Here is a 25,387-nt window from a genome sequence, read left to right on the forward strand (position 1 = left end):
CTTCTGCCATGAAATCCCTAACCCTCATCGTGTCGCTGATTCTGTTGGCCGGTTGCGCCAGCGGCCCTCGGTTCGACACCAGTCACCCTTCAGCCAATCACGACAGCCGCATTCAGTTCGTGGTGGTGCATTACACTTCCGCGTCACTGGAGCGCTCGCTGCAACTGCTGACCCATGGCGACGTCAGCAGCCACTATCTGATTGGCGACGACAAGGGCGCCACCATCTACAAGCTGATGGATGAAAACCTCCGAGCCTGGCACGCCGGGGAAAGCGAATGGCAAGGCCGGACCTGGTTGAACTCCAGCTCCATTGGCATAGAAATCGTCAATCCAGGTTTTAAGGACACCCCTACCGGACGCCTTTGGTACCCCTACAGCGAAGACCAGGTCCAGTCTCTGATCGTCCTGCTCAAGGACATCAGTAAGCGTTACGCCATCAATCCACGCAGTATCATTGGTCATAGCGACATAGCCCCACTGCGCAAGCTCGATCCGGGGCCGCTGTTCCCCTGGAAGCGTCTGGCTGCCGAAGGCCTTGGAATCTGGCCGAACGAGCAGGCCGTAACGCGCCAGCAAGCACAGTTCGAAGTACAGCCGCCAACCATCAGTTGGTTTCAGGCACAGCTGGCCGGCCTGGGTTATCCCACGCCGCAAACCGGCGAACTGGATGTTGCGACGCGTCATGTGATTGCGGCCTTTCAGATGCACTTCCGACCGTCTCGTTTCGATGGCACACCGGATGCGCAAACCGCGGCGCTTTTACAAGTATTGAATCAGACAAAATAATGACGCCCGCCCGACGGTCAGGGCTTTTTTCCAATCAGCAGCTATAACTCATTGGTAATTCTTCGGATATTCCATATGCCTGCTGCTCGAGAGACATTACGTAGTTGGTTCTATCGCCCATGGTTTTTGGCGATACTGGCTGCTGCCTTGAGCGCGACATTCCTGATGGCCGGCAGCCTGTTCGTGGCCATGCATCAAGTCGAGCAGAGCGAAAGCGAAGAGATGAATGCCCAAGGTGAGCGCTTCCTTGCTCGCCTGGAGCAACTTTTCGGGCAGTTGCGTGAAAGCCTCGACGACCTGGAAGCCCAGCCGTTACGGGGCTGCGATGACGAAATGATCGCGACCTTGCAGCAGGTCGGCTTCAATTACCGTTTCGTTTACGAAGCCGTCTATATGGATGCCTCGCGGATCTGCTCCAACCGCCCCCGCCAGGAAGGGCTGTCGATGATAAGACCGCCGGACATCAAAGGCCCGACCTACAGCTACTGGCTGAACACCACCACCGAACCCGATGAAAACCGTGCCGCGCTGATGCTCGGGCGCGGCAATTTTCGTGTCGCGACGTCTCGCGGGCATTTGACTGACATGGTCGACTTGTCACCGGGAAGCAGCCTTCTGGTGGTACTCGACCACGGCACGCGCGCGATTCCGGTACTGGGTGTCTCCCAGGTCTGGCCACCGACCGAACCCTGGCCCCCGAAAAGCGGCGACGCGCTACAGGTCACGCAGTCCCGCTTGATTTACCGCATGCCAACCAACAATCCGGAATACCAATTGGTGCTGATCAGCCCGCGCACCCGCATGCATGTGCCTGCGGTCTGGTGGTGGTTGCTACCGGCCAGCATGGTGCTGGCGGTGTGTGTGGGCTTTCTGGTGCTTCTGTTGGTGCGCCAGCGACAGTCGCTGGACGCCGAACTAAGTGGCGCCATACGGCGAGGCGAATTGCAGGTGTTGTACCAACCGATCTTCGACCTCGACAGTCGCAACTGTGTTGGAGCCGAAGCCTTGTTGCGCTGGCGAAGGCCGGACGGCACCCTGACCAGCCCCGACCTGTTCATTCCGATGGCGGAGAACACCGGCCAGATCCGCCAAATGACCGACTTCGTCCTGCAGCGCCTGCTTGAGCAGCTTGGTCAATTGTTGCGGGCCAATCCACAACTGTACATTTCGGTCAATCTGGCGGCCTGCGACGTTATGGTGCCGCGTATAGGCCAGGTGATGGCGCGCTTGCTGACCTTGCACCGCGTCGCAGCAAAGCAAATTGCCTTTGAGGTCACCGAGCGGGGATTGGTCGATGTCGTCGTAGCTCGGGAAAACCTGCAAGCCTTACGGGATGTGGGGCATCAGGTGCTGATTGATGACTTTGGCACCGGCTATTGCAGCCTCGCCTATCTGCAAACCCTGCCAGTCGACTACCTCAAAATCGATAAGGCGTTTATCGATGCGCTGGGTCATGACGTTGCGAGTAGCGGTGTCGCACCGCACATCATTCACATGGCCCAGGCCCTGCAACTGAAAGTGATAGCCGAAGGCATCGAACATGAGTCCCAGGCAGCGTTTCTGAGTAGTGAAGGCGTGAAGTTCGGTCAGGGCTGGCTCTTCGCCCATGCGTTGAGTGCGGTGCAGTTCATCGAGCTGATTACCCGTGGTCGCCGATTGGCCGCTCGACGTCTCGATGACGAAGCCTGAAGCGGCTGCGGCTTATACCGACAGCGCCATATAGAACTGGGTACCCTGCCCTGGCCGCGAATAAACGCCCATCCGTCCGCCATGCAATTGCACGATTTCCTTGCACAGTGCCAGACCGAGCCCGGCACCACCCTTCTTGCGACCCACCTGTACAAAGGGCTCGAAAATCCGCCCCTGCTGGCCGTAGGCAATGCCTTCGCCGTTATCCTCGACGCTGATGATGACTCGCTCTCCATGGCGTCGAGCCTGCAAACGTATTTGCCCGCCGGGGGCGGTGTGGCGCAGCGCGTTGTCGATCAGGTTATCGAGCACCCGGTCCAGCTGCGGCTGATCAGCCTGCAATCGCGGTAATGGCCCTTGCACCTCCACCGACAGGTCGATGCGCTTCTCTTTTGCAGGGCCGGCAAAACGTTCCCTGGCCTGTTCCAGCAACTCCTCGATGGCGCACGGCGCCAGCGTGAGTTTCTGTAATCCGTTCTGATAGCGGGAGAAGTTCAGCAGGTCGTTGATCAACTGCATCAAGCGCTGCATCTCTTCGTTCACGGTGTCCAGCAGATCAGCTTCACGCGAGTCCTCGGCAAAGTGCGCGCGCTCGCGGAACAGGCCAAACGCCATGTGCATCCCGGTGACCGGCGTTCGCAATTCATGGGAGGCGCGCAGTACGAACTCGCTGCGCACCCGTTCAAATGCACGCTGTTCGGTGACGTCATGCAGCACCATCACGGCGCCGAGAATATGGCCCTGTGTATGGCTGACCGGTGTCAGGCTAAAGGTCAGCAATCGCGACTCACCGTCGACCTCGATACTCAGGTCTTCCGGCGCCCGCTCCAGGGTGCCGCCACGCAGCACCAGCTGCAGTTGATCATCGAGTTCGGGACGCTCAAGCGCCGTACCCAGACCTTGACCGAGACGATCGGTATCCCAACCCAACTGACGCTGCGCCACTGGGTTGAGGTGTTCCAAATGACCATCGCGGTCGATCATCAGCAACCCATCGTCGATGCTGTCGAGCACGGCCTGCAATCGTTGCTGGCCTGCGAGCAGCTCATCGACATTGGTAGCCTGATGCTCGCGCAAGGCCTCGGCCATGATCCCGAAGCGCTTGGTCAGCTGGTTCATTTCCATTGCCGAGGAAATCGGTAGCGTCACTTCGAAATTACCTTGGCCGATGTTGTCCGCCGCCTGGGCCAGGGCCTCGATCGGTGCACCAAAACGTCGAGCGATAGCGTGGGCGGTGATGAAGCCGATGATCAGCACCGCCAGCCCCACCAGCCCGAGCAGGCCGGCAACCAGCAGCGCCCTCTCTCGAGCCTGCCGTTCGGTGGCAGTGATGTTATCCAGCGCACGCTTCTGCTCGGCGATCAAACCATTGCGCAGCGTATTGAATTTTTCTGTGAGTACTTCGTTGCCACTCAACACGTGGGTCGAGTCACGTGACGAGTCGTACGCTTGCAGAAAGCTCTGGTAGTCAGCCTTGGCCTGCTCGAAGCCGTACTGGAGCTCATCACCCGTCGGGGTATGGGCAATGCCGTCATCAAGCAACTGAAAAAAATGCTGCCTGGACGCCTCGAACGCCGCAGGATCTGGCTTTTCGCTGAGCATGATGATCAGTTGATCGTCCAGGGTTTGACGCAATTTCAGCCCCAGGTCGAGCGTGACGAAATTATTGCGAATCAGCGCTTCCTGGGTACCCGCCATCTGCATGACGCTGACCAGCCCGAGCAACAGCCCAAGCAGCGCCACGGTGATCAGTGCGGAAATACTCAGAAACAGCCGCGTGCGCAACTTCATCGCCAGTTTCATCGCAGACAGCTCACAAGTTGTACTGCTTGCGTTTGCGGTACAACGTCGAGGCATCGATACCCAGGGTCTTGGCGGCCTGGTCCAGTGTGTCTGCGGTGGCGAGGACCGCTCCGATGTGGGCTTTTTCCAACTCATCCAGACTCAGCGCAGCGCCGATCCGTGGTGCGTTGTTGACCGGCGTTTCGGCCATGCCCAGGTGGCTGATCTCGACCCGCTCCTGTGGACAAATAATGCTTGCCCGCTCCACAACGTTGCGCAGCTCCCGGATGTTCCCCGGCCAGCGGTAGCCGAGCAGCGCTTCGCGGGCTTCGTCGCTGAAGCCACGAGCCGGACGCGCGTACTCCTTGACGAAACGGGCCAGAAAGCGATCAGCCAGATTTACAATATCTTCCCTGCGCTCGCGAAGAGGCGGCAGGTGCAAGGTGATGACGTTCAGGCGGTAGAGCAGGTCTTCGCGGAAACGGCCATCGCGGACCATGTCTTCAAGGTTCTGGTTAGTGGCCGCGAGGATGCGCACATCGGCGCGGCGGGTGACCGGGTCGCCCACCCGTTCGTATTCTTTATCCTGGATGAAACGCAGCAGTTTAGGTTGCAAAACCAACGGAAAATCGCCGATCTCGTCAAGAAACAGCGTCCCACCGTCGGCCTGATTGACACGACCAAGAGTACTTTCGCTGGCCCCGGTGAACGCGCCACGGCTGTGGCCGAAGAGCTCGCTTTCCATGAGTTCGGCGGTCAGGGACGGGCAGTTGATCGTGATGCAGGATTTCTTCGCGCGCTTGCTCCAGCCGTGAATGGCCTGGGACAGCTCACCTTTGCCGGTGCCAGATTCGCCAAGAATCAAAATATTGGCATCGGTGCTGGCCACCTGGCGGGCGGTTTCGAGCACTACCTTCATGGCCGGGCTGTGAGAGTCCAGGCCATCCTTGGGTTTGCGCACTTCGCCCTCAAGGGCTTCCAGACGTGCCGACAGTTGCCGCACTTCCAACTGTTTGGCGGTGGCCAGACGCAATTGGTCGGGGCTGCAAGGCTTGACCAGATAGTCGGCGGCACCGGCCTGAATGGCATCCACGGCGGTATCCACAGCCGAATGAGCGGTGACGATCACCACCCTCATCCAGGGTGCCTGAATGCGCATTTGGGCCAGTACATCGAGGCCATTGTCTTCACCCAGACGCAGGTCGAGGAAGCACAGGTCGAAGACTTGGCGCTGAAGCAGTGCATCAGCCTGAGCAGCGCTGTTGGCGGTAGCGACGCTGTAGCCTTCATCTTCGAGGCAATAGCGGAAAGTACGCAGGATGGCGGACTCATCGTCCACCAGCAGAATGCGGCCTTGATGCTCAGTGGCTGATTCCATTTTCCTACGCTCCTTAATGAATGATCTTGGTTAGTCCCGGAAAAATCGGGCAAGTTGCATGGTTGATTCTGGTCGATTCCAGCCATAGCAGCGTAGCTCTCTCCTCACCCTACGGCTAATCGCCTGATTTTGTTGTTTTTTTATCAGATAGCCGGTTCACAGGCAGTTACCGGTCTCCCCTTGTGACATCCATGCCCTCCTCGCAATTCAAAAATATTGAAAGTCCCTACGAATTTATCGTGCATTACGCACGACTCCAAAAGGACCATCGTGCAGGATGCGTCCGATTCGAATCCCACATCATTCATAACTAATTGATTTTATTCATTTTTATTCTCATGAAAAACTGGCATGCAGGCTGCAATAGTCTGCTTAACCAGGGCATTGAAACGTCGCCCCAACAAGATCACCACCGTGTGGGAGGAGCTTCAGGATGAGTCGCCAACGTGCCGCCCAGTTGCGTATCTCGCCACTGCCTATCCAACAAGGCCTGTTTGCTGTTCTGGCGCTATTGATCACCTTGATCGGCGGCCAGCTGTTTCAGCGGTGGGAGCAGAGCCAGCAGCAAGAAGCGCCACGCCTGTCGACTCAGCATCCGACCCAGACCCATTTCAGTGCCGCCAGCAATAACCACGCTGACAGCGCGCCGATGCGAATGATGGACGTCGACCAGGCTCAGCCTGTGGATGAGATGCCTCGTCAGGAACGTTGGGTGTTCTAAACACACGAACTTGGCGCGTTCAATGCGCCGGGAAAAGCACCACAAGTAACATCTCTAAATAGAAGCGTAAGGAGAATCACCATGTTGAGCTGGGCAATCACATTCTTGATCATTGCCATCATCGCTGCGGTACTGGGCTTCGGTGGTATCGCGGGCACCGCCACGGGTATCGCCAAGATTCTCTTTGTCGTGTTCCTGGTGATGTTTATTGCTTCCTTCTTCTTTGGCCGTCGCGGTCGAGGCTGAATATGAGCGTTTCGTTAAAGACACTGGCAGCCGCCCTGCTTCTGGGCGGTTGTGCCATGGCAACAGCGAAAGATCCACACTGGTACTGAATTCGTAACATGAAAGAAGCAGCATGGCTTCTTTCCACTGCGCTACCCGAGGAAGGTAGACGCATGACCAAGGGGTCGGGACGTTCTGCCTGTTTCAGGGGCGGAGTGACCTACGGGCACATGGGGTGCCTGCGCAAGGGCCGGGTCAGGCAAAAGCTGCGACGCAAGTTCGCCGGTCACTCATGACTCGACGGACTTGCGAAGAGCTTCTCAGCGTAAAGCGTTGTCCTAGAGCGTTCTGCTCGCCTCCTCCACTCCACCTCCGTTAATCCCTCGTAAAACCCTGTCACGGTGTTTTTTTTGGTGACCGTATATCGAGAAATCTGCGGATAAAAGACCGAGAATTTTCGCGATTTAACGTAGGCTTTTTCCCAAGTTTTAGCCCGCATTCCTCCGCTCAAAAAACAACCAACCTCCTCTGTGATGGCCGGTTCACGGCACTTATGCCTGCCGAAATGTCGTATTCGAACCGGCTGGGACGCGAGTTTCAGTTGAAAAAGCTCATGCCGATTCGGCATAGGGTAGGCGTTTACGGCATTAGACGTTGCTTCCTTGCATCGGAATAGTTGCGCCTTTTTTCGCCTGCCAGAGAGCCGATAACAAGCGCTCCGGGGCACCTTTATACGGGGGTAGAGGCACAAGACTTTTTCGCCACAAGCGTTCCAGTTTTTGCATCTGCCTGAGTCAAACGCAAGTAAGGGTAAAGATATGAAGAAGGCAAAGCTTAGCCTCGCCTGGCAGATCCTCATCGGTCTGGTATTGGGGATTGCAATCGGTGCGCTGCTCAACCATTTCAGTGCCGAAAAAGCCTGGTGGGTCAGCAACGTCCTGCAACCGGCAGGCGATATCTTTATCCGTCTGATCAAGATGATTGTGATCCCGATCGTGATCTCTTCGTTGATCGTCGGTATTGCAGGCGTCGGTGACGCGAAGAAACTCGGGCGCATTGGCCTCAAGACCATCCTTTACTTCGAGATCGTCACCACCATCGCCATTGTGGTCGGTCTGGTGTTGGCCAACGTGTTCCATCCGGGCACCGGCATCGACATGAGCACCCTGGGTACCGTGGATATTTCCAAGTACCAGGCCACTGCCGCCGAAGTTCAGCATGAACATGCGTTCGTCCAAACCATCCTCAACCTGATCCCGTCGAACATCTTCGCGGCCATGGCCCGCGGCGAGATGCTGCCGATCATTTTCTTCTCCGTTTTGTTCGGCCTCGGTCTTTCGAGCCTGCAATCGGACCTACGCGAGCCGCTGGTGAAGATGTTCCAGGGCGTGTCGGAAAGCATGTTCAAAGTCACTCACATGATCATGAACTACGCCCCGATCGGCGTTTTCGCACTGATCGCGGTGACCGTGGCCAACTTCGGTTTCGCCTCCCTGCTGCCGCTGGCCAAACTGGTGATCCTGGTTTACGTCGCCATCGCCTTCTTTGCCTTCGTGGTGCTGGGCCTGATCGCTCGCCTGTTTGGCTTCTCGGTGATCAAGCTGATGCGCATCTTCAAGGATGAGCTCGTGCTGGCCTACTCCACTGCCAGCTCCGAAACCGTGCTGCCGCGCGTTATCGAGAAGATGGAAGCCTACGGCGCGCCGAAAGCCATTTGCAGCTTCGTGGTCCCGACCGGCTACTCGTTCAACCTCGATGGTTCGACCCTGTACCAGAGCATCGCGGCAATCTTCATTGCCCAGCTCTACGGCATCGACCTGTCCATCAGCCAGCAATTGCTGCTGGTGCTGACCCTGATGGTCACCTCCAAAGGCATCGCCGGCGTACCGGGTGTGTCCTTCGTGGTGTTGCTGGCCACCCTGGGCAGCGTCGGCATTCCACTCGAAGGCCTGGCGTTCATCGCGGGTGTCGACCGGATCATGGACATGGCCCGAACCGCGCTGAACGTAATCGGCAATGCCCTGGCCGTATTGGTCATCTCCCGCTGGGAAGGCATGTACGACGATGCCAAGGGCCAACGCTACTGGAACTCCCTGCCGCACTGGCGCAGCAAGGAAAAGTTGCCGGTCGGTGAAGTTTCCAGCAACTGAGTCATCCTGCATTAGAGCCAAAACAAACCCCGGAGAAATCCGGGGTTTGTCGTTTCTGGCTACCCCGCTATCATTCGCCGCATTCTTCGGGGGATTTAACTGATGCTCAATGGCCTGTGGCTTGGCTTCTTCATCGTGGCAGCCGTATCGGCGCTGGCGCAGTGGTTGATCGGCGGTAACGCCGGGATCTTCGCGGCGATGGTGGAAAGCATTTTCGCCATGGCTAAATTGTCGGTCGAGGTGATGGTCCTGCTGTTCGGCACCCTCACCCTCTGGCTGGGCTTTCTGCGGATTGCCGAGAAGGCCGGAATCGTCGAGTGGCTGGCCAAGGCGCTCGGCCCATTGTTTCTGCGCCTGATGCCCGAAGTCCCGGCGGGTCACCCAGCCATCGGCCTGATCACGCTGAACTTTGCCGCCAATGGCCTGGGCCTGGACAACGCCGCCACGCCGATCGGCCTTAAAGCCATGAAGGCGCTGCAAGAGCTCAACCCCAGCGACACCATCGCCAGCAATGCGCAGATTCTGTTCCTGGTGCTCAACGCCTCCTCCCTGACCCTTCTGCCGGTGACGATCTTCATGTATCGCGCCCAGCAAGGTGCGCCCGATCCGACCTTGGTGTTCCTGCCAATCCTGCTCGCCACCAGTTGCTCGACGTTGGTCGGCCTGCTGTCGGTGGCGTTCATGCAGCGTCTGCGCCTGTGGGACCCGGTGGTGCTCGCGTACCTGGTTCCCGGTGCCCTCGCCCTCGGTGCCTTCATGGCGCTGCTGGCGACGCTCTCGGCGACCGCTCTGGCCGGCCTGTCATCGATCCTCGGCAACCTGACGCTGTTCGGGCTGATCATGCTGTTTCTGGTGATCGGCGCGTTACGTAAGGTCAAGGTCTACGAAGCGTTCATCGAAGGCGCCAAAGAAGGCTTCGACGTGGCCAAGAACCTGCTGCCGTATCTGGTGGCGATGCTGTGCGCGGTGGGCGTGCTGCGCGCGTCCGGAGCGCTGGATTTTGGCCTGGACGGCATTCGGCACCTAGTGGAATGGGCCGGTTGGGACACGCGCTTCGTCGATGCGCTGCCGACCGCCATGGTCAAGCCGTTCTCCGGCAGTGCCGCCCGGGCGATGCTGATCGAAACCATGAAAACGTCCGGCGTGGACAGCTTCCCGGCACTCGTGGCGGCGACGATTCAGGGCAGTACCGAAACGACCTTCTATGTATTGGCGGTGTACTTCGGCGCGGTGGGGATCCAGCGGGCGCGGCATGCGGTGGGGTGTGCGTTGCTGGCGGAGCTTGCCGGCGTTCTAGGCGCCATCGGGGTTTGCTACTGGTTCTTCGGCTAAAAGAAAAACCCTTGTGGGAGCGAGCCTGCTCGCGATAGCGGTGTATCAGCCGACATAAACGTGGCTGTCACTCCGCTATCGCGAGCAGGCTCGCTCCCACAGTTGATTTGTGTCGGGCTCAGGGTCTTGGTGGAGGAGCCACTTTCTGTCCTTGCTCAACCGCCCAAGCGATCACCTGCGCCGTCAGTTGATCACTGGCCTGGCCAAACCCGGCCACCACCGCTGGCACCTTCACATCGCTCAATGGCTGGCGCACTTCAAAGCGTCGGCTGGCGAGGATTCGCTGGTCATAACCGCGCACCAGCAATGCATCCAGACGCACGACCACGCTGGCAGCCGTGCCTTGGTACTCGGTCTGGAACGCCTGAAGACTGCCGCCCAGCTCCAGATCAGCCTGGAAATTGCTGTCGTCGGTGCTCAGCAATGAAACCCGTCCATCACGCTGGAAACCATCCAACAAACGATTGCGCAGCAACACCGGTGCCGGGTCGCTCCATCGCGAGGCTTTGTAGCTGCTGATCAGATCACCCTGAGGGATCACGGCGATCTTGGGGCTGTTCAACGCCTCGCTGGCCTGCGGCTTGGTCAGGCGCAACGACCAGCGTTGCGGCGTCCCGTGACTGGCCGATGCGCTGCTCTGGGCCGAAGGCAACCGATAGACATCGGACGGCTCGGACTTGGGCAGGATCGAGCAGGCGCTGAGCACCATGAAGCCGGCGAGGAGGGCGAGGTGAGGCAGCTTCATGGCGTGAACTCCTTGTTCTTGTCATTGCCCAGCAAATAACCGGCGGGGTTGGCTTCCAGACGCTGGGAAATAGCCCGCAACGATGTCAGGGTATCGCGCAGCTCACGCACCGCCGGGGCCAGGCCATTGAGGCCTTGCATGCCGCTGTTGAGCGAATCCTGATTGGTCGTGAGCAACGTGTTGATGGTCGCGCTGCTCTGTTCCAGCGACTTCATCGCCTGCTCGGCGCTGCCGAACATCTGCTTGCCTTGATCGTTGAGCATACCGTTGGCATTGCGCATCAGCGCCGATGTCTGTTCCAGCATCCCGCCGGCCTGCTTGCCGACCGACGCCAGTTGCTGCATCGCCTGACGGATATCGCCGCGCTGGTCGGCGATGGTTCCGGTGGTTTGCTCCAGATGCTCAAGGGTGCTGCTGATACGGGCGACGTTTTCCGCGGAAAACATCTGGTTGGCGTTATGCATCAGCATGTTCACGCCAGCCATCAGGTCATTGCTGTCGTTCAGCAGACGGGCGATGGGTGAGGGCGATGCAATGATCGTCGGTAAATCACCGTCCTTGCCCTTGAGCTTCGGACTCTGCGGAGTACCGCCGCTGAGCTGGATGATCGAGGTCCCGGTAATCCCGGTCAGCGCCAGTATGGCCCGGGTGTCTTCCTTGATCGGAGTGTCACCGCCCAGGCGAATTCGCGCCAATACCCGGCGCGGGTCTTTCGGGTCCAGACGCAGAGTCACCACGTCACCCACCTTGATCCCGCTGTACTGCACGGCGCTGCCCTTGGACAGGCCGCTGACGGCCTCGTTGAAGACAATCTCGTAATCCTTGAACTCGGTGTCGACGCTGGACTTGGCCAGCCACAAGCCGAAGAGCAGGGCGCCCGCCACCACAATCACGGTGAACAGGCCGATCAATACATGATGGGCTCGGGTTTCCATGTCAGACCTCCTTAAGCTGTTGAGCGGCCGTCAGCGCCGCGCGGCCGCGAGGGCCATGGAAGTATTCGTGAATCCACGCGTCGTCGGTTTCCGAGACCTTGTCGATGGCGTCCGCCACCAGCACTTTCTTCTGCGCCAGCACCGCCACCCGGTCGGTGATGGTGTAGAGCGTGTCGAGGTCGTGGGTGACCAGAAACACACTCAGGCCCAACGCATCGCGCAGGGTCAGAATCAATTGATCGAACGCGGCCGCGCCAATCGGATCGAGGCCGGCGGTGGGTTCATCGAGAAACAGGATGTCCGGATCCAGCGCCAGAGCGCGAGCCAGTGCCGCACGCTTGATCATGCCGCCGGACAGCGAAGCGGGGTACTTGTCGGCCGCCGACAGCGGTAGCCCGGCCAAGGCCATTTTCACTGCCGCCAAGTGTTCGGCGTCCTCTCGGCTCAAACCGGCATGCTCGATCAAGGGCAGGGCGATGTTCTCGGTGACCGTCAGCGAAGAGAACAGGGCGCCTTTCTGGAACAGCACGCCGAAGCGCCGTTCGACCTTCGAGCGCTCGTGTTCGGACAGCGTTGGCAGGTTTTTTCCAAAGACCTTCACCACACCTTCGCTGGGCTGGCGTAACCCGACGATGCTGCGCAACAACACCGATTTACCGCTGCCGGAGCCGCCGACCACGGCGAGGATTTCGCCTTTGTACAAATCCAGGTCGAGGTTCTCATGCACGCTCTGGCGGCCGAAGCGATTGCACAGGCCGCGGACTTCGATCACCGCCTCGGAAGGCACTCGGGGTAGACGACTCACCAGCCCATCTCCATGAAAAACAGCGCGGCCACGGCGTCGAGCACGATCACCACGAAAATCGACTGGACCACGCTCGACGTGGTGTGCGCGCCGACGGACTCGGCGCTGCCGCTGACTTTGAAGCCTTCAAGACAGCCGATGGCGGCGATCAAAAACGCGAAGATCGGCGCTTTGACGATCCCGACCAGGAAGTGCTGAACGCCGATGTCCGATTGCAGCAGCGACAGGAACATCGCGGGCGAAATATCCAGCGACACCGCGCAAACCACACCGCCGCCGACAATCCCCGAGAGCATCGCCAGAAAGGTCAGCATCGGCAGCGCGACCAGCAGGGCCAACACTCGCGGCACCACCAGCAACTCCATCGGGTCGAGGCCCAAGGTGCGAATAGCGTCGATTTCTTCGTTGGCTTTCATCGAGCCGATCTGCGCGGTGAACGCGCTGGCGGTGCGGCCGGCCATCAGAATCGCGGTCAGCAACACACCGAATTCGCGCAGGAAGGAGAACGCCACCAGGTCCACGGTGAAAATACTCGCGCCGAAACTCGCCAGCACCGTCGCGCCGAGAAACGCCACCACGGCGCCCACCAAAAAGGTCAGCAGGGCGACGATGGGGGCGGCGTCGAGGCCGGTCTGTTCGATGTGCGCCACCATCGGCGTGATGCGCCAGCGCTTGGGGCGAAACAGACCGCGGGCGATGGTTTCCAGAATCAGGCCGACGAAACCCAGCAGTTGCAGGGTGTCCTGCCAGACCGCGTCGACCGCGCGGCCGATGCGGGTCAGCAGTTGAATGCCGACGCTGATTTCCGGTTCCTTGATCGGCACGCAGAAGTCGGTCAGCGAGCAATAGACCGTCTGCAACAAGGCCCGGTCGGCAGAGGACAGTGTGCAATCGGGATGTTCGGCGGATCGGCCCAAGCGCTCGGACCCGAGCAACTCCACCAGCAACGACGCGCCGGCGGTGTCGAGCGCGCCGAGACCGTTGAGGTCGATGTGAGTGCTGTCGTTGTATTGGCCGTGGAGCTTTTCGCTCAGGTGCTTGAGATCGGCGTAATGGGCAAGCGTCCAGTCACCCGAGACCCGCAACTGAGCAGGGGAGTGAGAGGTGTCCAATTGGGCACTGCCGGCCATTGTGCTGCTGGTCATAAGCTCCGTGCTTTATCGGCTATTACGCAGATCTACGTAATAGCACGAACGGGTTACTTTGCGGCAGTCGCAGGCTTGTTGTCCTTTACCTCGAAGCGCAACACACCGATGACCTGGCCATCTTCGGTCAGCACCCGAACCTGCCATTTACCCGTGGGGTTGCCGGGGAAATTCTGCTTGTGGGTCCAGGCGCGGTAGCCTTCCTTGCGCCCGCCGTGGATGTCCAGAGGGATGCGGTCGACCTCTTTGCCGTTGAACTGCCACACATGATAGATCCGCTCCTCCAGACCACGCGGAGCGTTGATCGCGGTGTAAGCGTACAGGCCGCCACCACGGATCTGGTCGGCGCTGACTTCATCGAGACTGTCGCCGGGGTTACGGTCCTGCATTTGCGTACTGATCGCCACATCGGTCATCCACAGCGTCGCCGGCGGAACCCACGAACGCAGCACCCAGCCAACGCCGCCGATGCCTAGGGTGATGCTCAGTATCGCCAGCGCGTTGCGCACGGTACGAATCGGGAAGATCGACGCCAGGCTCGGGAACGACAGCACGACGGCGGTGCCCAAGGCCAGTTTGAAACTCTGGGAGGTGGTCAGGTGCAGGATGACGGGCAGGGCGGTCAGCAGTGCAGCGAACAACGTCAGTGTGTGCAGCGCCAGGAACGCCCAGCGCCGAGGCGCCAGCCATTTGTAGTAGAGCGGATCGATGATGGAAATCAGCGCGGCGATGCCCAGCAGCCCGGTGAAAAACAACTGGCCGCTGTTCCAGGTGGTGGTGATAAAAAAGAACGGCAGGACGAAGAACAGGCTTTCCTGGTGGATCATCTGCGTGGCGTAACGCAGCAAAGGCTGGGGTATTTCGCGCTTGAAGATCCTGGCGAATAGCTTGGTGAGGCTGTTTTCCAGCATCAGCCAGATCCAGCTGACCAGCATGATGGTGGTGATCCAGGTCGCCAGACCTTGCTGACGATCCACCAGAATGAAGCTGCCGACCCCGGAAATGAAACCACCGAGCGCAATGACCCCTGGGTAGCGCTTCATCAATTCCAGGATGCGCTGTACGTATAGGGTCAGAGTAGGCATTCGGCGGTTCGCAATAGTCGTGGGAAAAATCCTCGACAGGGTAACCGCCGAGAGGGCGGCGTGGCGAGCGTGCCGGTTACTTTCGGCGATGCACTCGCCAAGCCAACAGCCCGAGTACAAGTAACCCGAACACCCCGGCAATCGCCCACATCAACTGGTCATCACTGATCAACGGCTTTTCGATCCGCAGGTAGCCTGGCTGCATGAGCAATTCACGCATGGCCTTGTTTGCTTCCGCCAGCGTCACCCCTTGCAGTTCCTTGGCCGGGTCGGCGAAACGGCCGTTCTCGTAGTCCCCGAGGGCACTCCAGTAATAATCGGCCAACGCGCTATTGCCTTGCACGGCCCAGGCCTGGCGGGCGATGGCGGCCTGCTTGAGGCGGTTGAAGTTGTTGGCATTGAGACCGTCCCTGAGCAACCCGGCCTTCAGATCATCCAGCACCTGTTCGGCCTCGGACACGTCATCGCGTTCAACGTCGGCGTTCAGGCTCATGAAACCCACGCCGCCAAACACCTCACGCTCGGCCGAAGGCCCGTAGGACAAGCTATGGGCCAGGCGCAATTGGCGATAGAGCGCCCAGTCCAGATAGTCCTTAAGCAAGTCGAAGGTTTCGTCGTGCTGATCTTCCAGCACCGGCTCCGGCACCAGCCAATGCAACTTGGCACTGCCGCCGACAAAACCGTGACTCAGGGTGCGCTCGTGGGCAGCACTGGCCTGGATTTCCGGCAGGGGCGGGTGATCGGTAGGGTCGACCGCTTCAAGCGCGCCATAAGACCGTTCCAGATAGGCCGGCAGCAATCGGTCGAGGTCGCCGACCACGATCAGGGTCATGTTGTTCGGCGCGTACCAGGCCTTGCGTACCTTTTCCAGCTGTTCGCGGGTCAGGTGATCGACCTCAGGCCGCTCGGGGCATTTGAGGCCCAGTTCCACCGCCAGCTGATTACTCGCCGTGTGGCCAAGATCCTGGCGATCCAGCCAGCGTTGCAGGTGCGAGTAATGGCCGCCGTCTTCGCGCTCGACCACTTGTTTGGCGGTGTTGATCGCGTTGTCGTCGATTCGGGTTTGGGTCAGCAGTGCCAGCAGCAGGTCGAGGACCTTGCGCTGGTTTTTCGCCGGGGCTTCGATGACGAACGTCGTGTCGGCGTTGCTGGTGTAGGCGTTCCACTCGCCGCCCAGGGCCTGCATGCGTTCTTCCAGGCCTCCTTCGCCGGTGGCGTCGATGCCGCTGAACAGCAAGTGCTCAAGCAGGTGCGGCAGCTCTTTATCGGCACAACTGAAATCATCAATGCCGACGCCGACCACCAGACGAATCGCCACATGCCCGCGCTCGGTGCCGGGTTTGAGCATTAATTGCAGGCCGTTGGGCAGCGTATAGCCCTCGACCTGGAAGCGATCCAGGGCAAACGCAGGGAATGAGCCAAGCAACAGACAGGCGAACAACAGACAACGCATAACGAGCTTCCATACGGCTAGCGTAAGTTCAACAGACTTCAGGCAACTGTGGACGTTCAGGGTGAATGCGTGATGTCAGCCAAATCATCGACAATAAGTGCGCCGGTGTCGGAAGTTTCCAGCACCACATAGGCGCTGCTGCAAAACAGCGAATTCAGACGCTTCATGTCGGCAATCAACTCCAGGTGCAACGAGCTGGTCTCGATGCTCTGCACGATCTTACGTTGCAATCGGCTGACGTGAGCATGGGCCAGGCGGCGTTCCTGTGCGCGAAAGCGACGTTTCTCACGCAGTAACTGGCGGGCACTTTCCTTGTCGGCACTGAGGAACACTGACAAGCCGAGACGCAGGTTGGAAATCAACTGACTGTGCAGCCCCGCCAACTCTTCCAGGCCGACCTCGGAAAAAGACCGGCGCTGCGAGGTTTTCTGCTGCTGAACCTTGCGCAGCATGCGTTCGATGACGTCGCTGGCGAGTTTAAGGTTGATCGCCAACTCGATAATTTCCGCCCAACGCCGGCTGTCCTGCTCGCTGAGGTCCTCGCGGGGCATTTGCGCCAGATAGAGCTTGATCGCACTGTAGAGCGATTCCACATCATCGGTCAGACGCCGCATTTCTTGGGTCACGGCGGTTTGGTTGCCGCGCAGCACGTCGAGCATGGCCTCGAGCATGTTGTCGATCAGGTCGCCGATGCGCAGGGTTTCCCGGGCGGCATTGGCCAGCGCCAGGCTGGGCGTGACCAACGCCGTCGGATCAAGATGCCGCGGTTTGGCGGTGCCGTTGATTTCCGGCCGCTCCGGCAGCAGCCACGCGCAAAGCCTGGCCATCAACCCGACACTTGGCAGCAAGATCAGGCAGCGCGCGGTGTTGTAGAGCAGGTGAAAGCCGATGACCATTTCCTGAGGGCTGAAGTCCAGACTGTCGATCCAGTGCACCAACGGGTCGAGCACCGGAATGATCAGCAGCAGACCGATCAGTTTGTAGAGCAGGCTGCCCAACGCAACCTGGCGGCCGGCGGCGTTCTGCATGCTGGTGCTGAGGAAGGCAAGGACGCCGCTGCCAATGTTGGCGCCGATCACCAGGCCGATGGCCACGGGCAGGCTGATCACTGCAGCACCCGCCAGGGTTGCCGTCAGCAGGACGGCGGCCAGGCTGGAGTAGGAAACCATCGCAAACAGCGCGCCGACCAAGGCATCCAGCAGGATGTCGCCGGTCAGCGAGGCGAAAATCACTTTCACGCCTTGTGCCTGCGTAATCGGCGCGGCGGACTCGACGATCAGTTGCAGGGCCAGGATGATCAGCCCCAGGCCGATGCCGACCCGGCCCATCTGTCCGACCCGGGTCTGTTTGCGCGACAGGAAGAAAATCACCCCAAGAAAGATCAGCAGCGGCGACAGCCATGACAGGTCGAGGGTCAGCACTCGCGCCATCAGCGCGGTACCGACATCTGCCCCGAGCATGGTCGCCAGGGCCGGGGTCAGCGCCATCAGGCCCTGACCGACAAAGGAGGTGACGAGCATGGCGGTCGCGTTGCTGCTCTGGACCATCGCCGTCACGACGATCCCCGAGATGAACGCCAACCAGCGCTTGGACATGTTCCGGCCGATCACGTGGCGCAGGTTGGAACCGTAGACCCGCAGGATGCCGGTTCGGACGATGTGCGTGCCCCAAATCAATAAGGCTACGGCAGATAACAAATTGAGCAGGGTGAGCATGCAGGCCCCCTGTGGTGGTAGCGCCCCAAAGGGGCAAGTTGACGGTGCCGCGCGTTCTTCTACGTTCTGTACTTAAGCTGTAGTTGGCTAACGGTCTGGGCGCCAGCATCGCACAGCTAAAGAAGCGATTGAAACAAAACTGTCATGAAAACAGTTTGATGCAGGTATGAAAAAGGGGCTCGCAAGCCCCTGCCACTCAGTTGAAAAGGTGCGCGAACACAACCCCCTGTGGTGAGGGAGCTTGCTCCCGCGGGGCAGCGCAGCAGCCCCATTGAGGGAGAGTTCAATCGCTGAAGTGATCCTCGCCCAGTCCTACGTCGATCAGATACTTGGCTGTCTCGGGGTTTCGTTCGTCGCAGCGGGCATAGCATTTGATGTGAAGGATCAAGCTGTACTTGTGCGGAATCAACAAGATGACGCCGTCAACTTGATCAAAGAGTTTCGCCTGAAGCCGCGCCTTATCCTCCTTGGTTTCTATTTTTAGCCAGTCGTTACCCTCCACAGGCTCTGGAGTCCACCCGACTTGATTGAACTTTTGTTGTAACTTCTCAAGGAGTGTTATCGCTTGCTCGAACGGCAAGGTTTCCAGCATCGGTGACGTAGTCAGGGTAATCGCTTTGAATTTGGACCAGCTGATCGCACCGAACGTGGAAGCGGGCAGCGTAAAACCATAGTCGGGATCATCAAATCTGATGACGACTGGATTGCTGATCCAGGTAGAGCTCGGATGAGGTGGATCTTTAGCGTCGTTAGGATCCCCAGGATAAATTGCCGTGTTGCCATGAACAGGGAATGTTGAGTCTTGTGCGACTTCTCTGTATGACTTCCCGATATGAACGTTCAAAAAATCAACTGGATGGTGAAAGGAAGTCAGACAGATGAACAGCATAAAAAATGCTGCTCTTTGCAAATACCAACGCCGCCTTCTGGAGCGACATTTCATTCGCTGTAGTAATCCGAGCCTACACTGACATCAATTAGATACTTCGCCGTTTTCGGGTCGCGCTCATTACAGCGGGCGTAGCATTTGACGTTAAGCGCAAGACTGTACTTGTGAGGTATAAGGAGCATCACGACGACAACCTGATCGAACAACTGCCTCTGCAAAGCGTTTTTCTCCACTTCGCTGCCGACAGTTAACCAAGAATTGTCTTCTGGGTTGCGCGGTACCCAGCCCGAGTCTTTTAACATCCCCTGCAACTGAGTGAGTAAAGGTATCAGCTGATCGAAAGGCAGGGTCTCCAGCATTGGAGAAGTCGTCATTGTCGAGACTTTACCTTCATCAAAACCAACGGCGCCAAACTTGGTTGCTGGTAGCGTAAAACCATGCTCAGGATCATCAAAATGAATGATGACTGGTTTTGATATCCATGTAGAACTAGGATGCGGTGGCTTGCTTGGATAAAAAGCGGTATTTGCAGTCACCGAAAATGTGGAGTCCTCAACGGTATCCTTGTAAGACTTCCCAATATGCGCACTCAAAACTTCCGTATTCCAATTGAAGTAGGCAACACACAGCCCAATAACAATTGCACTCATGCTTATCAGAGATAACCTGGTGAGGGATTTCATCAACGGATTCCTCCACCTTGAGATATTTCTGTAATGGATTGCTTTAGTTGGGCTTTTGACGCGGGATTATTTAATAAGTCATCGAACTGTGTTGCAGCACGAAGTACGAATTCCATTCGTTGATCCTTGTTTGCCAGATTGGACAATGGATTACTGCCGAAGGCAACCTTTCGTCCGTCTGCCGCCTTGCATTGACTCGCCAGAGTCAACTGGATTTCTTCTGCAGCTCCGGACAGCATCCCCGTGACCACGGATACGACATCTCCAGCATGGGTGCCGCGCATTAGGTAAGCGAAGTGGGAATCGTCATACATCGCAGGTTGCAAAATGTTCAGCTGTTCGTGACGGGCCATAAATTCGACGCTTTTGGTAATTCTTCCTTCATCTATGGCTTTGAAAGTATCGGTCACTTCTGCACGCACCGCACCGAACTCTACTTTTTCAGCGATGGGCCACAGAACTTCATTTTTTAGTTGCTTGCGTTTGGAAAGACAGGCTTCCATTTCTTTGAATCCCCGCACCATAAAAAACCGATGCAGCGGATAAACATCCAGAAACAGTGAGGTGTTACCGAGGGCAAGCATTTCATACACATAGTCCAACTGCTGCTGAACAACGGAACGAGAGTTGTCGCCGAAGGTAATATCATCAGTAGGAAGAGGATTGGCCGTTTTGGCGTTCGCTAATTCTTTCTCGATTTCTGGATCTGTCTTACTGAGCTTGAACCCAAACCCTTCGAAAATGGTTTCCGACTTACCCGTCCGCAATTTCTCTTGCGCCGCCTTCTGCGCCGCAATAGCCGTTTGCAACTTGGTGGCATGGATCAACCCACACCCCACCTGCTTCGAAGCAAACGCCGCCAACCCCGCCCACTGAAACCGGTTATCCGCCAGCCACAACTGCGCATAGGCTGCGTTTATCTTGCGGTTGCGCGCTTGCGGATCGGCAATCAGCACGCCACCCGGTGCGACCCATTCTTCGGCTTCTTTCTGAAACCTGCGCCATAGGCAATTACAGGTCAGCAACGGCACTTCGACGCGGGTTTTCGGGTTGGGACCGCCCTTGGTGGTTTCGCGCTTGCAGGCGGGCAGTTCGCAGGTGCTGTCCCAGAGTTTTTTCATGTCCAGATCGTCTGGAGCGATGCATTGTCCGGTCATTTCATTCTTCCCTGAGGCTCAGACGGTCCAGCGGACGACGGCGAGGTCGGGCTGTAAGGTGGCGACGCTTTGGGTCATGCCCAGGGCGTTGGTCTGGCCTTGACGATGCGGCCTTCGGCGGTTTCGATTTCGTAGTCTTGTTGGGCAATCGGCTCGCCATTGCCGGCGCTGACAGCTTTGAATTCGACCAAGGGCTGACCAATGATCGGCAGCGGAGCAATGAAAGGAACCGGTGTGTGGCTGCTGCCAATGATGATGTCACCAGAGCCGCCTATCACCACGCCACCATGACTTGCAGTGCTATCAATGGTCGTTGCGTTCAGACCGTTGATGAACACGGTCGAAGAAAAACCGCCGCTCAGGGCTTGGCCACAGGTGCATTTGTCGCTGACTCTCGCCGCGGCGAGGCCATTGAAAAAGACATCGGGTGAGCCGCTGGCGATCGGGTTGGTGCCATGCCCGGGAGTGGGCAGGTGGTGGGATCCGTGAGACGTGCAGCAGGTTTTCCAGACATATGCATTCCTTGTCATTGTCGTTTGTTGCGAGCCGGGGACGCTAACCAGCTAAACCCTTTGCGTCAACCTTTGGCACAAATGCTTGTTGGTCGAGCAAAAAAAGTGGGAGCGAGCCTGCTTGCGATGTGGCCGTCAGATTCAACATTGATGTTGACTGACAGGCCGCCATCGCGAGCAGGCTCGCTCCCACAGATTTTGCGCACAGACTCGGGTTATTGCCCCGGAACGTCCTTGCGCAGTTTCACTGGCTCTTGCTGCTTCCTTTTTTTCATCATCGCGGTGCGCATCTTGATGTTGATCGCTTCCACCGCTAGCGAGAACGCCATGGCGAAGTAGACGTAGCCTTTGGGCAGGTGCACTTCGAAGGATTCAGCAATCAGCACGGTACCGACCAACAGCAGGAACGACAGCGCCAGCATCTTCAGCGACGGGTGCTTGTCGATGAATTCACTGATGGTGCCAGACGCCCACATCATCACCAGCACGGCAACGACAATCGCCGCGACCATGACCGGTACGTGGGAGACCATGCCCACGGCGGTGATGACCGAGTCCAGCGAGAACACGATGTCGATAATCGCGATCTGAATGATGGTGTAGAGGAAATTGCCGCCCTTGCCGCCCGGCTCCTCATTGCTTTCGTCTTCACCTTCCAGCGCGTGGTACATCTCTTGCGAGCTCTTCCACAGCAGGAACAGACCACCGAAGAACAAGATCAGGTCTCGCCCGGAAATACCCTGGCCGAACACTTCGAACAAATCGGCGGTGAGGCGCATGACCCAAGTGATCGACAGCAGCAACAGGATCCGCGTGACCATGGCCAGTGCCAGGCCGAAAATCCGGGTGCGCGCCTGCATGTGCTTGGGCATGCGGCTGACCAGGATCGAAATCATGATGATGTTATCGATACCCAGGACGATTTCCAGGGCAGTCAGGGTGAAGAAGGCAACCCAGATTTCAGGGTTGGTCAGCCATTCCATGTGTATTCCTTTGAGGATGTGTTAAACCACGAAGGGCCCGGGCTTCAAACAACAAAGCCTGGACCCGTCATGGTGAGTCTTGGGCTTATAGAGTGCTGAACAGCGGAAAAATCCCCATCAGCAAGGCGGCAACCAGTATGCACACGCAAACCAGTACTGCCCACTTCAGGGTGAAACGCTGGTGATCACCGAAGTCGATACCGGCCAGGGCCACCAACAGGTAGGTCGATGGTACCAGCGGACTCAACAAGTGGACGGGCTGACCGACGATCGAGGCACGTGCCATTTCAACCGCGGTTATACCGTAATGACTGGCGGCTTCTGCAAGTACCGGTAACACGCCGTAATAAAATGCATCGTTCGACATGAAGAATGTGAACGGCATGCTCACCAGTGCAGTGATCACCGCCAGGTACGGGCCGAGGAAGTCCGGGATCACCGCCAACAGGCTTTTCGACATCGCATCGACCATGCCGGTGCCCGACAGGATACCGGTGAAGATACCGGCCGCGAAGATCAAACCGACCACCGCCAGCACGCTACCGGCGTGGGCCGCGATGCGATCCTTCTGCTGTTGCAGGCACGGATAGTTGACGATCATCGCGATACTGAACGCCACCATGAACAGCACCGGCAGCGGCAACAGGCCGGCGATCAGAGTGCCCATCAGGCCCAGGGTCAGGGCGCCGTTGAACCAGATCAACTTCGGACGACGGGCATCCGGGAATTGCGAAACGGTGATTTCACTGTGGTCGATTTCATCGCCCACCAGGTGCAGCTCACCCAGACGCGCACGCTCACGCTTGCCGTAGAAGTAGGCGATCACGAGGATTGCCAGCACCCCGGCAGCCATCGCCGGAACCATCGGTACGAAGATGTCGGACGGGTCGACATGCAGCGCACTGGCCGCACGAGCGGTCGGGCCGCCCCAAGGCGTCATGTTCATCACGCCACCGGCGAGGATGATTAGACCGGCCATGATCCGCGGGCTCATGCCGATGCGGCTGTAGAGCGGCAGCATGGCGGCCACGCAGATCATATAAGTGGTCGCGCCGTCACCATCGAGGGAGACGACGAGCGCCAGTACGGCGGTGCCGACCGAAACTTTCAACGGGTCGCCCTTGACCAGTTTGAGGATCTTGCGCACGGCCGGGTCGAACAGGCCGGAGTCGATCATCAGGGCGAAGTACAGAATGGCGAACATCAGCATCACACCGGTCGGTGCGAGCTTGGTGATGCCTTCGAGCATCATCGGGCCGATCTTCGGCGCAAAACCACCGAACAGCGCGAACAGGATCGGGATGATGATCAGAGCGATCAGCGCGGAGAGGCGCTTGGTCATGATCAGGAACATGAACGTGATGACCATGGCAAAGCCAAGGAAAGTCAGCATGGGAATACTCCAGGCGTAGCGCGGCTAGGGAATGGGCGAACCGGGTAGGTCAGCGCAGAACGGGAAGCACGAGAAGTACGGGCGGAGTAACAGCGAAGCGGCGGGTAGAAGAGGACATCAGGATCACCATTGTTGTTGTTAAATGGACCGTGCAAGCAATCAAACACTCACGTTGGCCAACCGGTCTGTTGCCGGCAGTGGGGGCGATCCTAATCGCGGAAGCTTTCACCCAGCTTTCGCGGATGAAAGCATTGACCAGATGTGCAACCGGTCGTCGGACGGGTTTAAAGTCCCTGAATACGGGGCAGGAGGAAAAAACATGGCCGACATTCATACGGGCGGATGCCACTGCGGACATCTGCGCTATCAATTCAGCGGGCCTTTGCACGACATCGCCCACTGTCATTGTTCGATTTGCCGACGGGTCAGTGGCGGGATCGTGACCACCTGGATCACCGTGCCTGCATCAGCTTTTGAATGGGTGAAAGGGATACCCGCGCAGTACGACTCTTCGACAACCTGCGTGCGGTACTTCTGCGGCAACTGTGGGGCGCAGCTGGCGCTGGTCACGCACCTGAGCCCGGACAGCATCGACGTGACCATCGCCACCCTCGATCATCCCGAGCAGGCACCCGCCCAAAGGCATATCTGGACGGACAACCGTCTGCCCTGGCTGCACCTGGACGAACATTTGCCCGGCGAAGCTGAGGAACAGTTGTAAACTGATCAAAAAATAGACAGATTCAGCGGCCGAATCGCGCCCATCCAGATGGCATGCTCGGTGTGATCGAGCAGATCGTCGCCAGTGTCCGGGTGCAGGAACACCACCAAACCCTTGCGGTTGAGCGCAAGCCAGGGCAGCACGTCGCCAATGTATTGCGGCTCGAAGGCCAATTGGCAACTCCAGTCCGGGTGCGGGCCCACCGGGCGTTCATGGACGCGGCCCATCTTCAGTGGAAACAATTGCGCCGCCTGCTCACACAAGGCTCGCGCCTGCGGGAGGGTGCTGGCGTCGAAATAGACATGGGCGTGGTAGCCCTTGATCCGCTGCATTTGAAACCCTCTGAACCGAGTCGAACTGGCGCTGTTTCCCACAGGTCACACGCCATATACGTAGGAAGAACGGAGCACAGCCATGAAAAATGCCGAAACACCGGTGGTGAAAGTGGTGCTTTATGGTGCCATGAGTAGCCTGGGCAGTGCGCTGATGGCTGAAATGTTGCGGCGCCAACATGAAGTGATCGCGATTCTCGATGATTTGACGGCGCTCGCGCCGCGTCCGGGATTGCGGACCAAGACTGGCGATGTGTTCGACGCCAAGCGGGTCAAGCAGAGTGTCGCCGGTTGTTCGGTGGTGATCTGTCTGCTGGATGCACCAGGGTTGCCGATGAACAGCGAGCACGTGGAAAAATCCATCGTGCCTGGCCCGGTCGAGCAGGTACTGGCGGTGGATGCTCTGATCGATGGCATGCAGGCCTCGGGGATTGCCCGGTTGTTTTTGGTGGGCGATTTCGAGGTATTGGACGATCCGGAGATAGAAGATCGATTGCAACGCCACGCCGCCGAAGAAATCCGCGAAGCCCTTCAAAGTAGCACCTTGCACTGGACGCTGGTAAATGCGCCGCGCGGGGTGCCTGGGCTGACCATCGAGCATTTCAGCCATATCAGCAGTAACCTGGAGCCGAGCCTCGCCGAACCGCTTGAGCGCCTGAGTCGGGTAGCGGTGGGGATCGCCGATGAGCTCCACCTGAACCTGCATGTCGGCGAACACGTGACCTTCGTCGCGACTTCAGAGCAGTAAAAGATCGTCCGAAGGCTCGGG

At 58.4% G+C, this 25,387-nt stretch carries 23 protein-coding genes and 1 pseudogene; 8 read left to right on the top strand and 16 right to left on the bottom strand.

Annotated features, from left to right (window positions below):
• Nucleotides 1-8: 8 nt before the first annotated feature.
• Both ACYZT5_RS24260 and ACYZT5_RS24265 read left to right on the top strand, forming a co-directional pair.
• On the top strand, nt 9-788 hold the full coding sequence (locus tag ACYZT5_RS24260; protein ID WP_462047731.1) for an N-acetylmuramoyl-L-alanine amidase: 780 nt from the start codon (nt 9-11) through the stop codon (nt 786-788).
• A 75-nt stretch (nt 789-863) separates the two neighbouring features.
• Nucleotides 864-2,477 carry an EAL domain-containing protein gene (locus tag ACYZT5_RS24265; RefSeq protein ID WP_462047732.1) on the top strand — a complete coding sequence of 538 codons (1,614 nt, stop codon included), beginning with the start codon at nt 864-866 and terminating at the stop codon, nt 2,475-2,477.
• A 12-nt stretch (nt 2,478-2,489) separates the two neighbouring features.
• Here ACYZT5_RS24265 and ACYZT5_RS24270 read toward each other — a convergent pair whose 3' ends face one another.
• Nucleotides 2,490-4,280, bottom strand: a complete 1,791-nt coding sequence (locus tag ACYZT5_RS24270) for a KinB sensor domain-containing domain (RefSeq protein WP_462047733.1) — start codon at nt 4,278-4,280, stop codon at nt 2,490-2,492.
• 10 nt (nt 4,281-4,290) lie between these two features.
• Nucleotides 4,291-5,637, bottom strand: coding sequence for a sigma-54-dependent response regulator transcription factor AlgB (gene algB / locus ACYZT5_RS24275; protein WP_462047734.1), 1,347 nt, complete (start codon nt 5,635-5,637; stop codon nt 4,291-4,293).
• A 433-nt stretch (nt 5,638-6,070) separates the two neighbouring features.
• On the opposite strand from algB, the gene ACYZT5_RS24280 reads away from it, so the two are divergent.
• The 4 genes from ACYZT5_RS24280 to ACYZT5_RS24295 all read left to right on the top strand — a co-directional run bounded on the left by ACYZT5_RS24280 (nt 6,071) and on the right by ACYZT5_RS24295 (nt 10,065).
• Entirely contained in the window at nt 6,071-6,358 is a 288-nt protein-coding gene (locus tag ACYZT5_RS24280; protein ID WP_462047735.1) for a hypothetical protein, read from the top strand.
• An 81-nt stretch (nt 6,359-6,439) separates the two neighbouring features.
• On the top strand, nt 6,440-6,604 hold the full coding sequence (locus ACYZT5_RS24285) for a DUF1328 domain-containing protein (protein WP_003177151.1): 165 nt from the start codon (nt 6,440-6,442) through the stop codon (nt 6,602-6,604).
• A gap of 797 nt (nt 6,605-7,401) precedes the next feature.
• Nucleotides 7,402-8,733, top strand: a complete 1,332-nt coding sequence (gene gltP / locus ACYZT5_RS24290) for a glutamate/aspartate:proton symporter GltP (protein ID WP_462047736.1) — start codon at nt 7,402-7,404, stop codon at nt 8,731-8,733.
• Between the two features lie 102 nt (nt 8,734-8,835).
• Nucleotides 8,836-10,065 (top strand): nucleoside recognition domain-containing protein, encoded by a 1,230-nt coding sequence (locus ACYZT5_RS24295; protein ID WP_462047737.1) that lies wholly within the window; start codon nt 8,836-8,838, stop codon nt 10,063-10,065.
• A gap of 118 nt (nt 10,066-10,183) precedes the next feature.
• Here ACYZT5_RS24295 and ACYZT5_RS24300 read toward each other — a convergent pair whose 3' ends face one another.
• From ACYZT5_RS24300 to ACYZT5_RS24360, 13 genes and pseudogenes are all read right to left on the bottom strand, one after another.
• Nucleotides 10,184-10,810, bottom strand: coding sequence for an ABC-type transport auxiliary lipoprotein family protein (locus tag ACYZT5_RS24300; RefSeq protein WP_462047738.1), 627 nt, complete (start codon nt 10,808-10,810; stop codon nt 10,184-10,186).
• Nucleotides 10,807-11,745 (bottom strand): MlaD family protein, encoded by a 939-nt coding sequence (locus ACYZT5_RS24305; RefSeq protein WP_462047739.1) that lies wholly within the window; start codon nt 11,743-11,745, stop codon nt 10,807-10,809. Before ACYZT5_RS24305 ends, ACYZT5_RS24300 begins: the two co-directional genes overlap by 4 nt.
• A 1-nt stretch (nt 11,746) precedes the next feature.
• A complete protein-coding gene (locus ACYZT5_RS24310) occupies nt 11,747-12,550 on the bottom strand; it encodes an ABC transporter ATP-binding protein (protein WP_462047740.1) in 804 nt (267 codons plus the stop codon).
• Complete coding sequence (locus tag ACYZT5_RS24315; RefSeq protein ID WP_462047741.1) at nt 12,547-13,695, bottom strand: ABC transporter permease; 1,149 nt, start codon at nt 13,693-13,695, stop codon at nt 12,547-12,549. The genes ACYZT5_RS24310 and ACYZT5_RS24315 overlap by 4 nt, the downstream gene beginning before the upstream one ends.
• Nucleotides 13,696-13,748: 53 nt before the next feature.
• Nucleotides 13,749-14,780: a DUF5924 family protein gene (locus tag ACYZT5_RS24320; protein WP_462047742.1), complete on the bottom strand. Its 1,032-nt coding sequence runs from the start codon at nt 14,778-14,780 to the stop codon at nt 13,749-13,751.
• Nucleotides 14,781-14,856: 76 nt separating this feature from the next.
• Nucleotides 14,857-16,233 carry a M16 family metallopeptidase gene (locus tag ACYZT5_RS24325; protein WP_462047743.1) on the bottom strand — a complete coding sequence of 459 codons (1,377 nt, stop codon included), beginning with the start codon at nt 16,231-16,233 and terminating at the stop codon, nt 14,857-14,859.
• Between the two features lie 56 nt (nt 16,234-16,289).
• Nucleotides 16,290-17,948, bottom strand: coding sequence for a Na/Pi cotransporter family protein (locus ACYZT5_RS24330; RefSeq protein ID WP_462047744.1), 1,659 nt, complete (start codon nt 17,946-17,948; stop codon nt 16,290-16,292).
• Between the two features lie 283 nt (nt 17,949-18,231).
• Complete coding sequence (locus tag ACYZT5_RS24335) at nt 18,232-18,837, bottom strand: hypothetical protein (RefSeq protein ID WP_462047745.1); 606 nt, start codon at nt 18,835-18,837, stop codon at nt 18,232-18,234.
• Nucleotides 18,838-18,887: 50 nt separating this feature from the next.
• Nucleotides 18,888-19,520 (bottom strand): hypothetical protein, encoded by a 633-nt coding sequence (locus ACYZT5_RS24340; RefSeq protein WP_462047746.1) that lies wholly within the window; start codon nt 19,518-19,520, stop codon nt 18,888-18,890.
• Nucleotides 19,520-20,677, bottom strand: coding sequence for a DUF2515 family protein (locus ACYZT5_RS24345; RefSeq protein ID WP_462047747.1), 1,158 nt, complete (start codon nt 20,675-20,677; stop codon nt 19,520-19,522). Before ACYZT5_RS24345 ends, ACYZT5_RS24340 begins: the two co-directional genes overlap by 1 nt.
• Before the next feature lie 18 nt (nt 20,678-20,695).
• Nucleotides 20,696-21,191 (bottom strand): annotated as a pseudogene (locus ACYZT5_RS24350) (PAAR domain-containing protein).
• Between the two features lie 213 nt (nt 21,192-21,404).
• Nucleotides 21,405-22,172 (bottom strand): TerC family protein, encoded by a 768-nt coding sequence (locus ACYZT5_RS24355; RefSeq protein ID WP_462047748.1) that lies wholly within the window; start codon nt 22,170-22,172, stop codon nt 21,405-21,407.
• Between the two features lie 85 nt (nt 22,173-22,257).
• The gene (locus tag ACYZT5_RS24360; protein ID WP_462047749.1) at nt 22,258-23,565 is read right to left on the bottom strand and encodes a CitMHS family transporter; all 1,308 of its coding nucleotides are present in this window, start codon (nt 23,563-23,565) and stop codon (nt 22,258-22,260) included.
• 319 nt (nt 23,566-23,884) lie between these two features.
• On the opposite strand from ACYZT5_RS24360, the gene ACYZT5_RS24365 reads away from it, so the two are divergent.
• Nucleotides 23,885-24,286: a GFA family protein gene (locus ACYZT5_RS24365; protein ID WP_462047750.1), complete on the top strand. Its 402-nt coding sequence runs from the start codon at nt 23,885-23,887 to the stop codon at nt 24,284-24,286.
• Between the two features lie 5 nt (nt 24,287-24,291).
• Here ACYZT5_RS24365 and ACYZT5_RS24370 read toward each other — a convergent pair whose 3' ends face one another.
• The gene (locus ACYZT5_RS24370) at nt 24,292-24,618 is read right to left on the bottom strand and encodes a DOPA 4,5-dioxygenase family protein (protein ID WP_462047751.1); all 327 of its coding nucleotides are present in this window, start codon (nt 24,616-24,618) and stop codon (nt 24,292-24,294) included.
• 82 nt (nt 24,619-24,700) lie between these two features.
• Here ACYZT5_RS24370 and ACYZT5_RS24375 point away from each other — a divergent pair, with 82 nt between their 5' ends.
• Nucleotides 24,701-25,366, top strand: coding sequence for an NAD(P)-dependent oxidoreductase (locus ACYZT5_RS24375; protein WP_462047752.1), 666 nt, complete (start codon nt 24,701-24,703; stop codon nt 25,364-25,366).
• Nucleotides 25,367-25,387: the final 21 nt, after the last annotated feature.

Source organism: Pseudomonas sp. LB3P14, assembly GCF_054898045.1.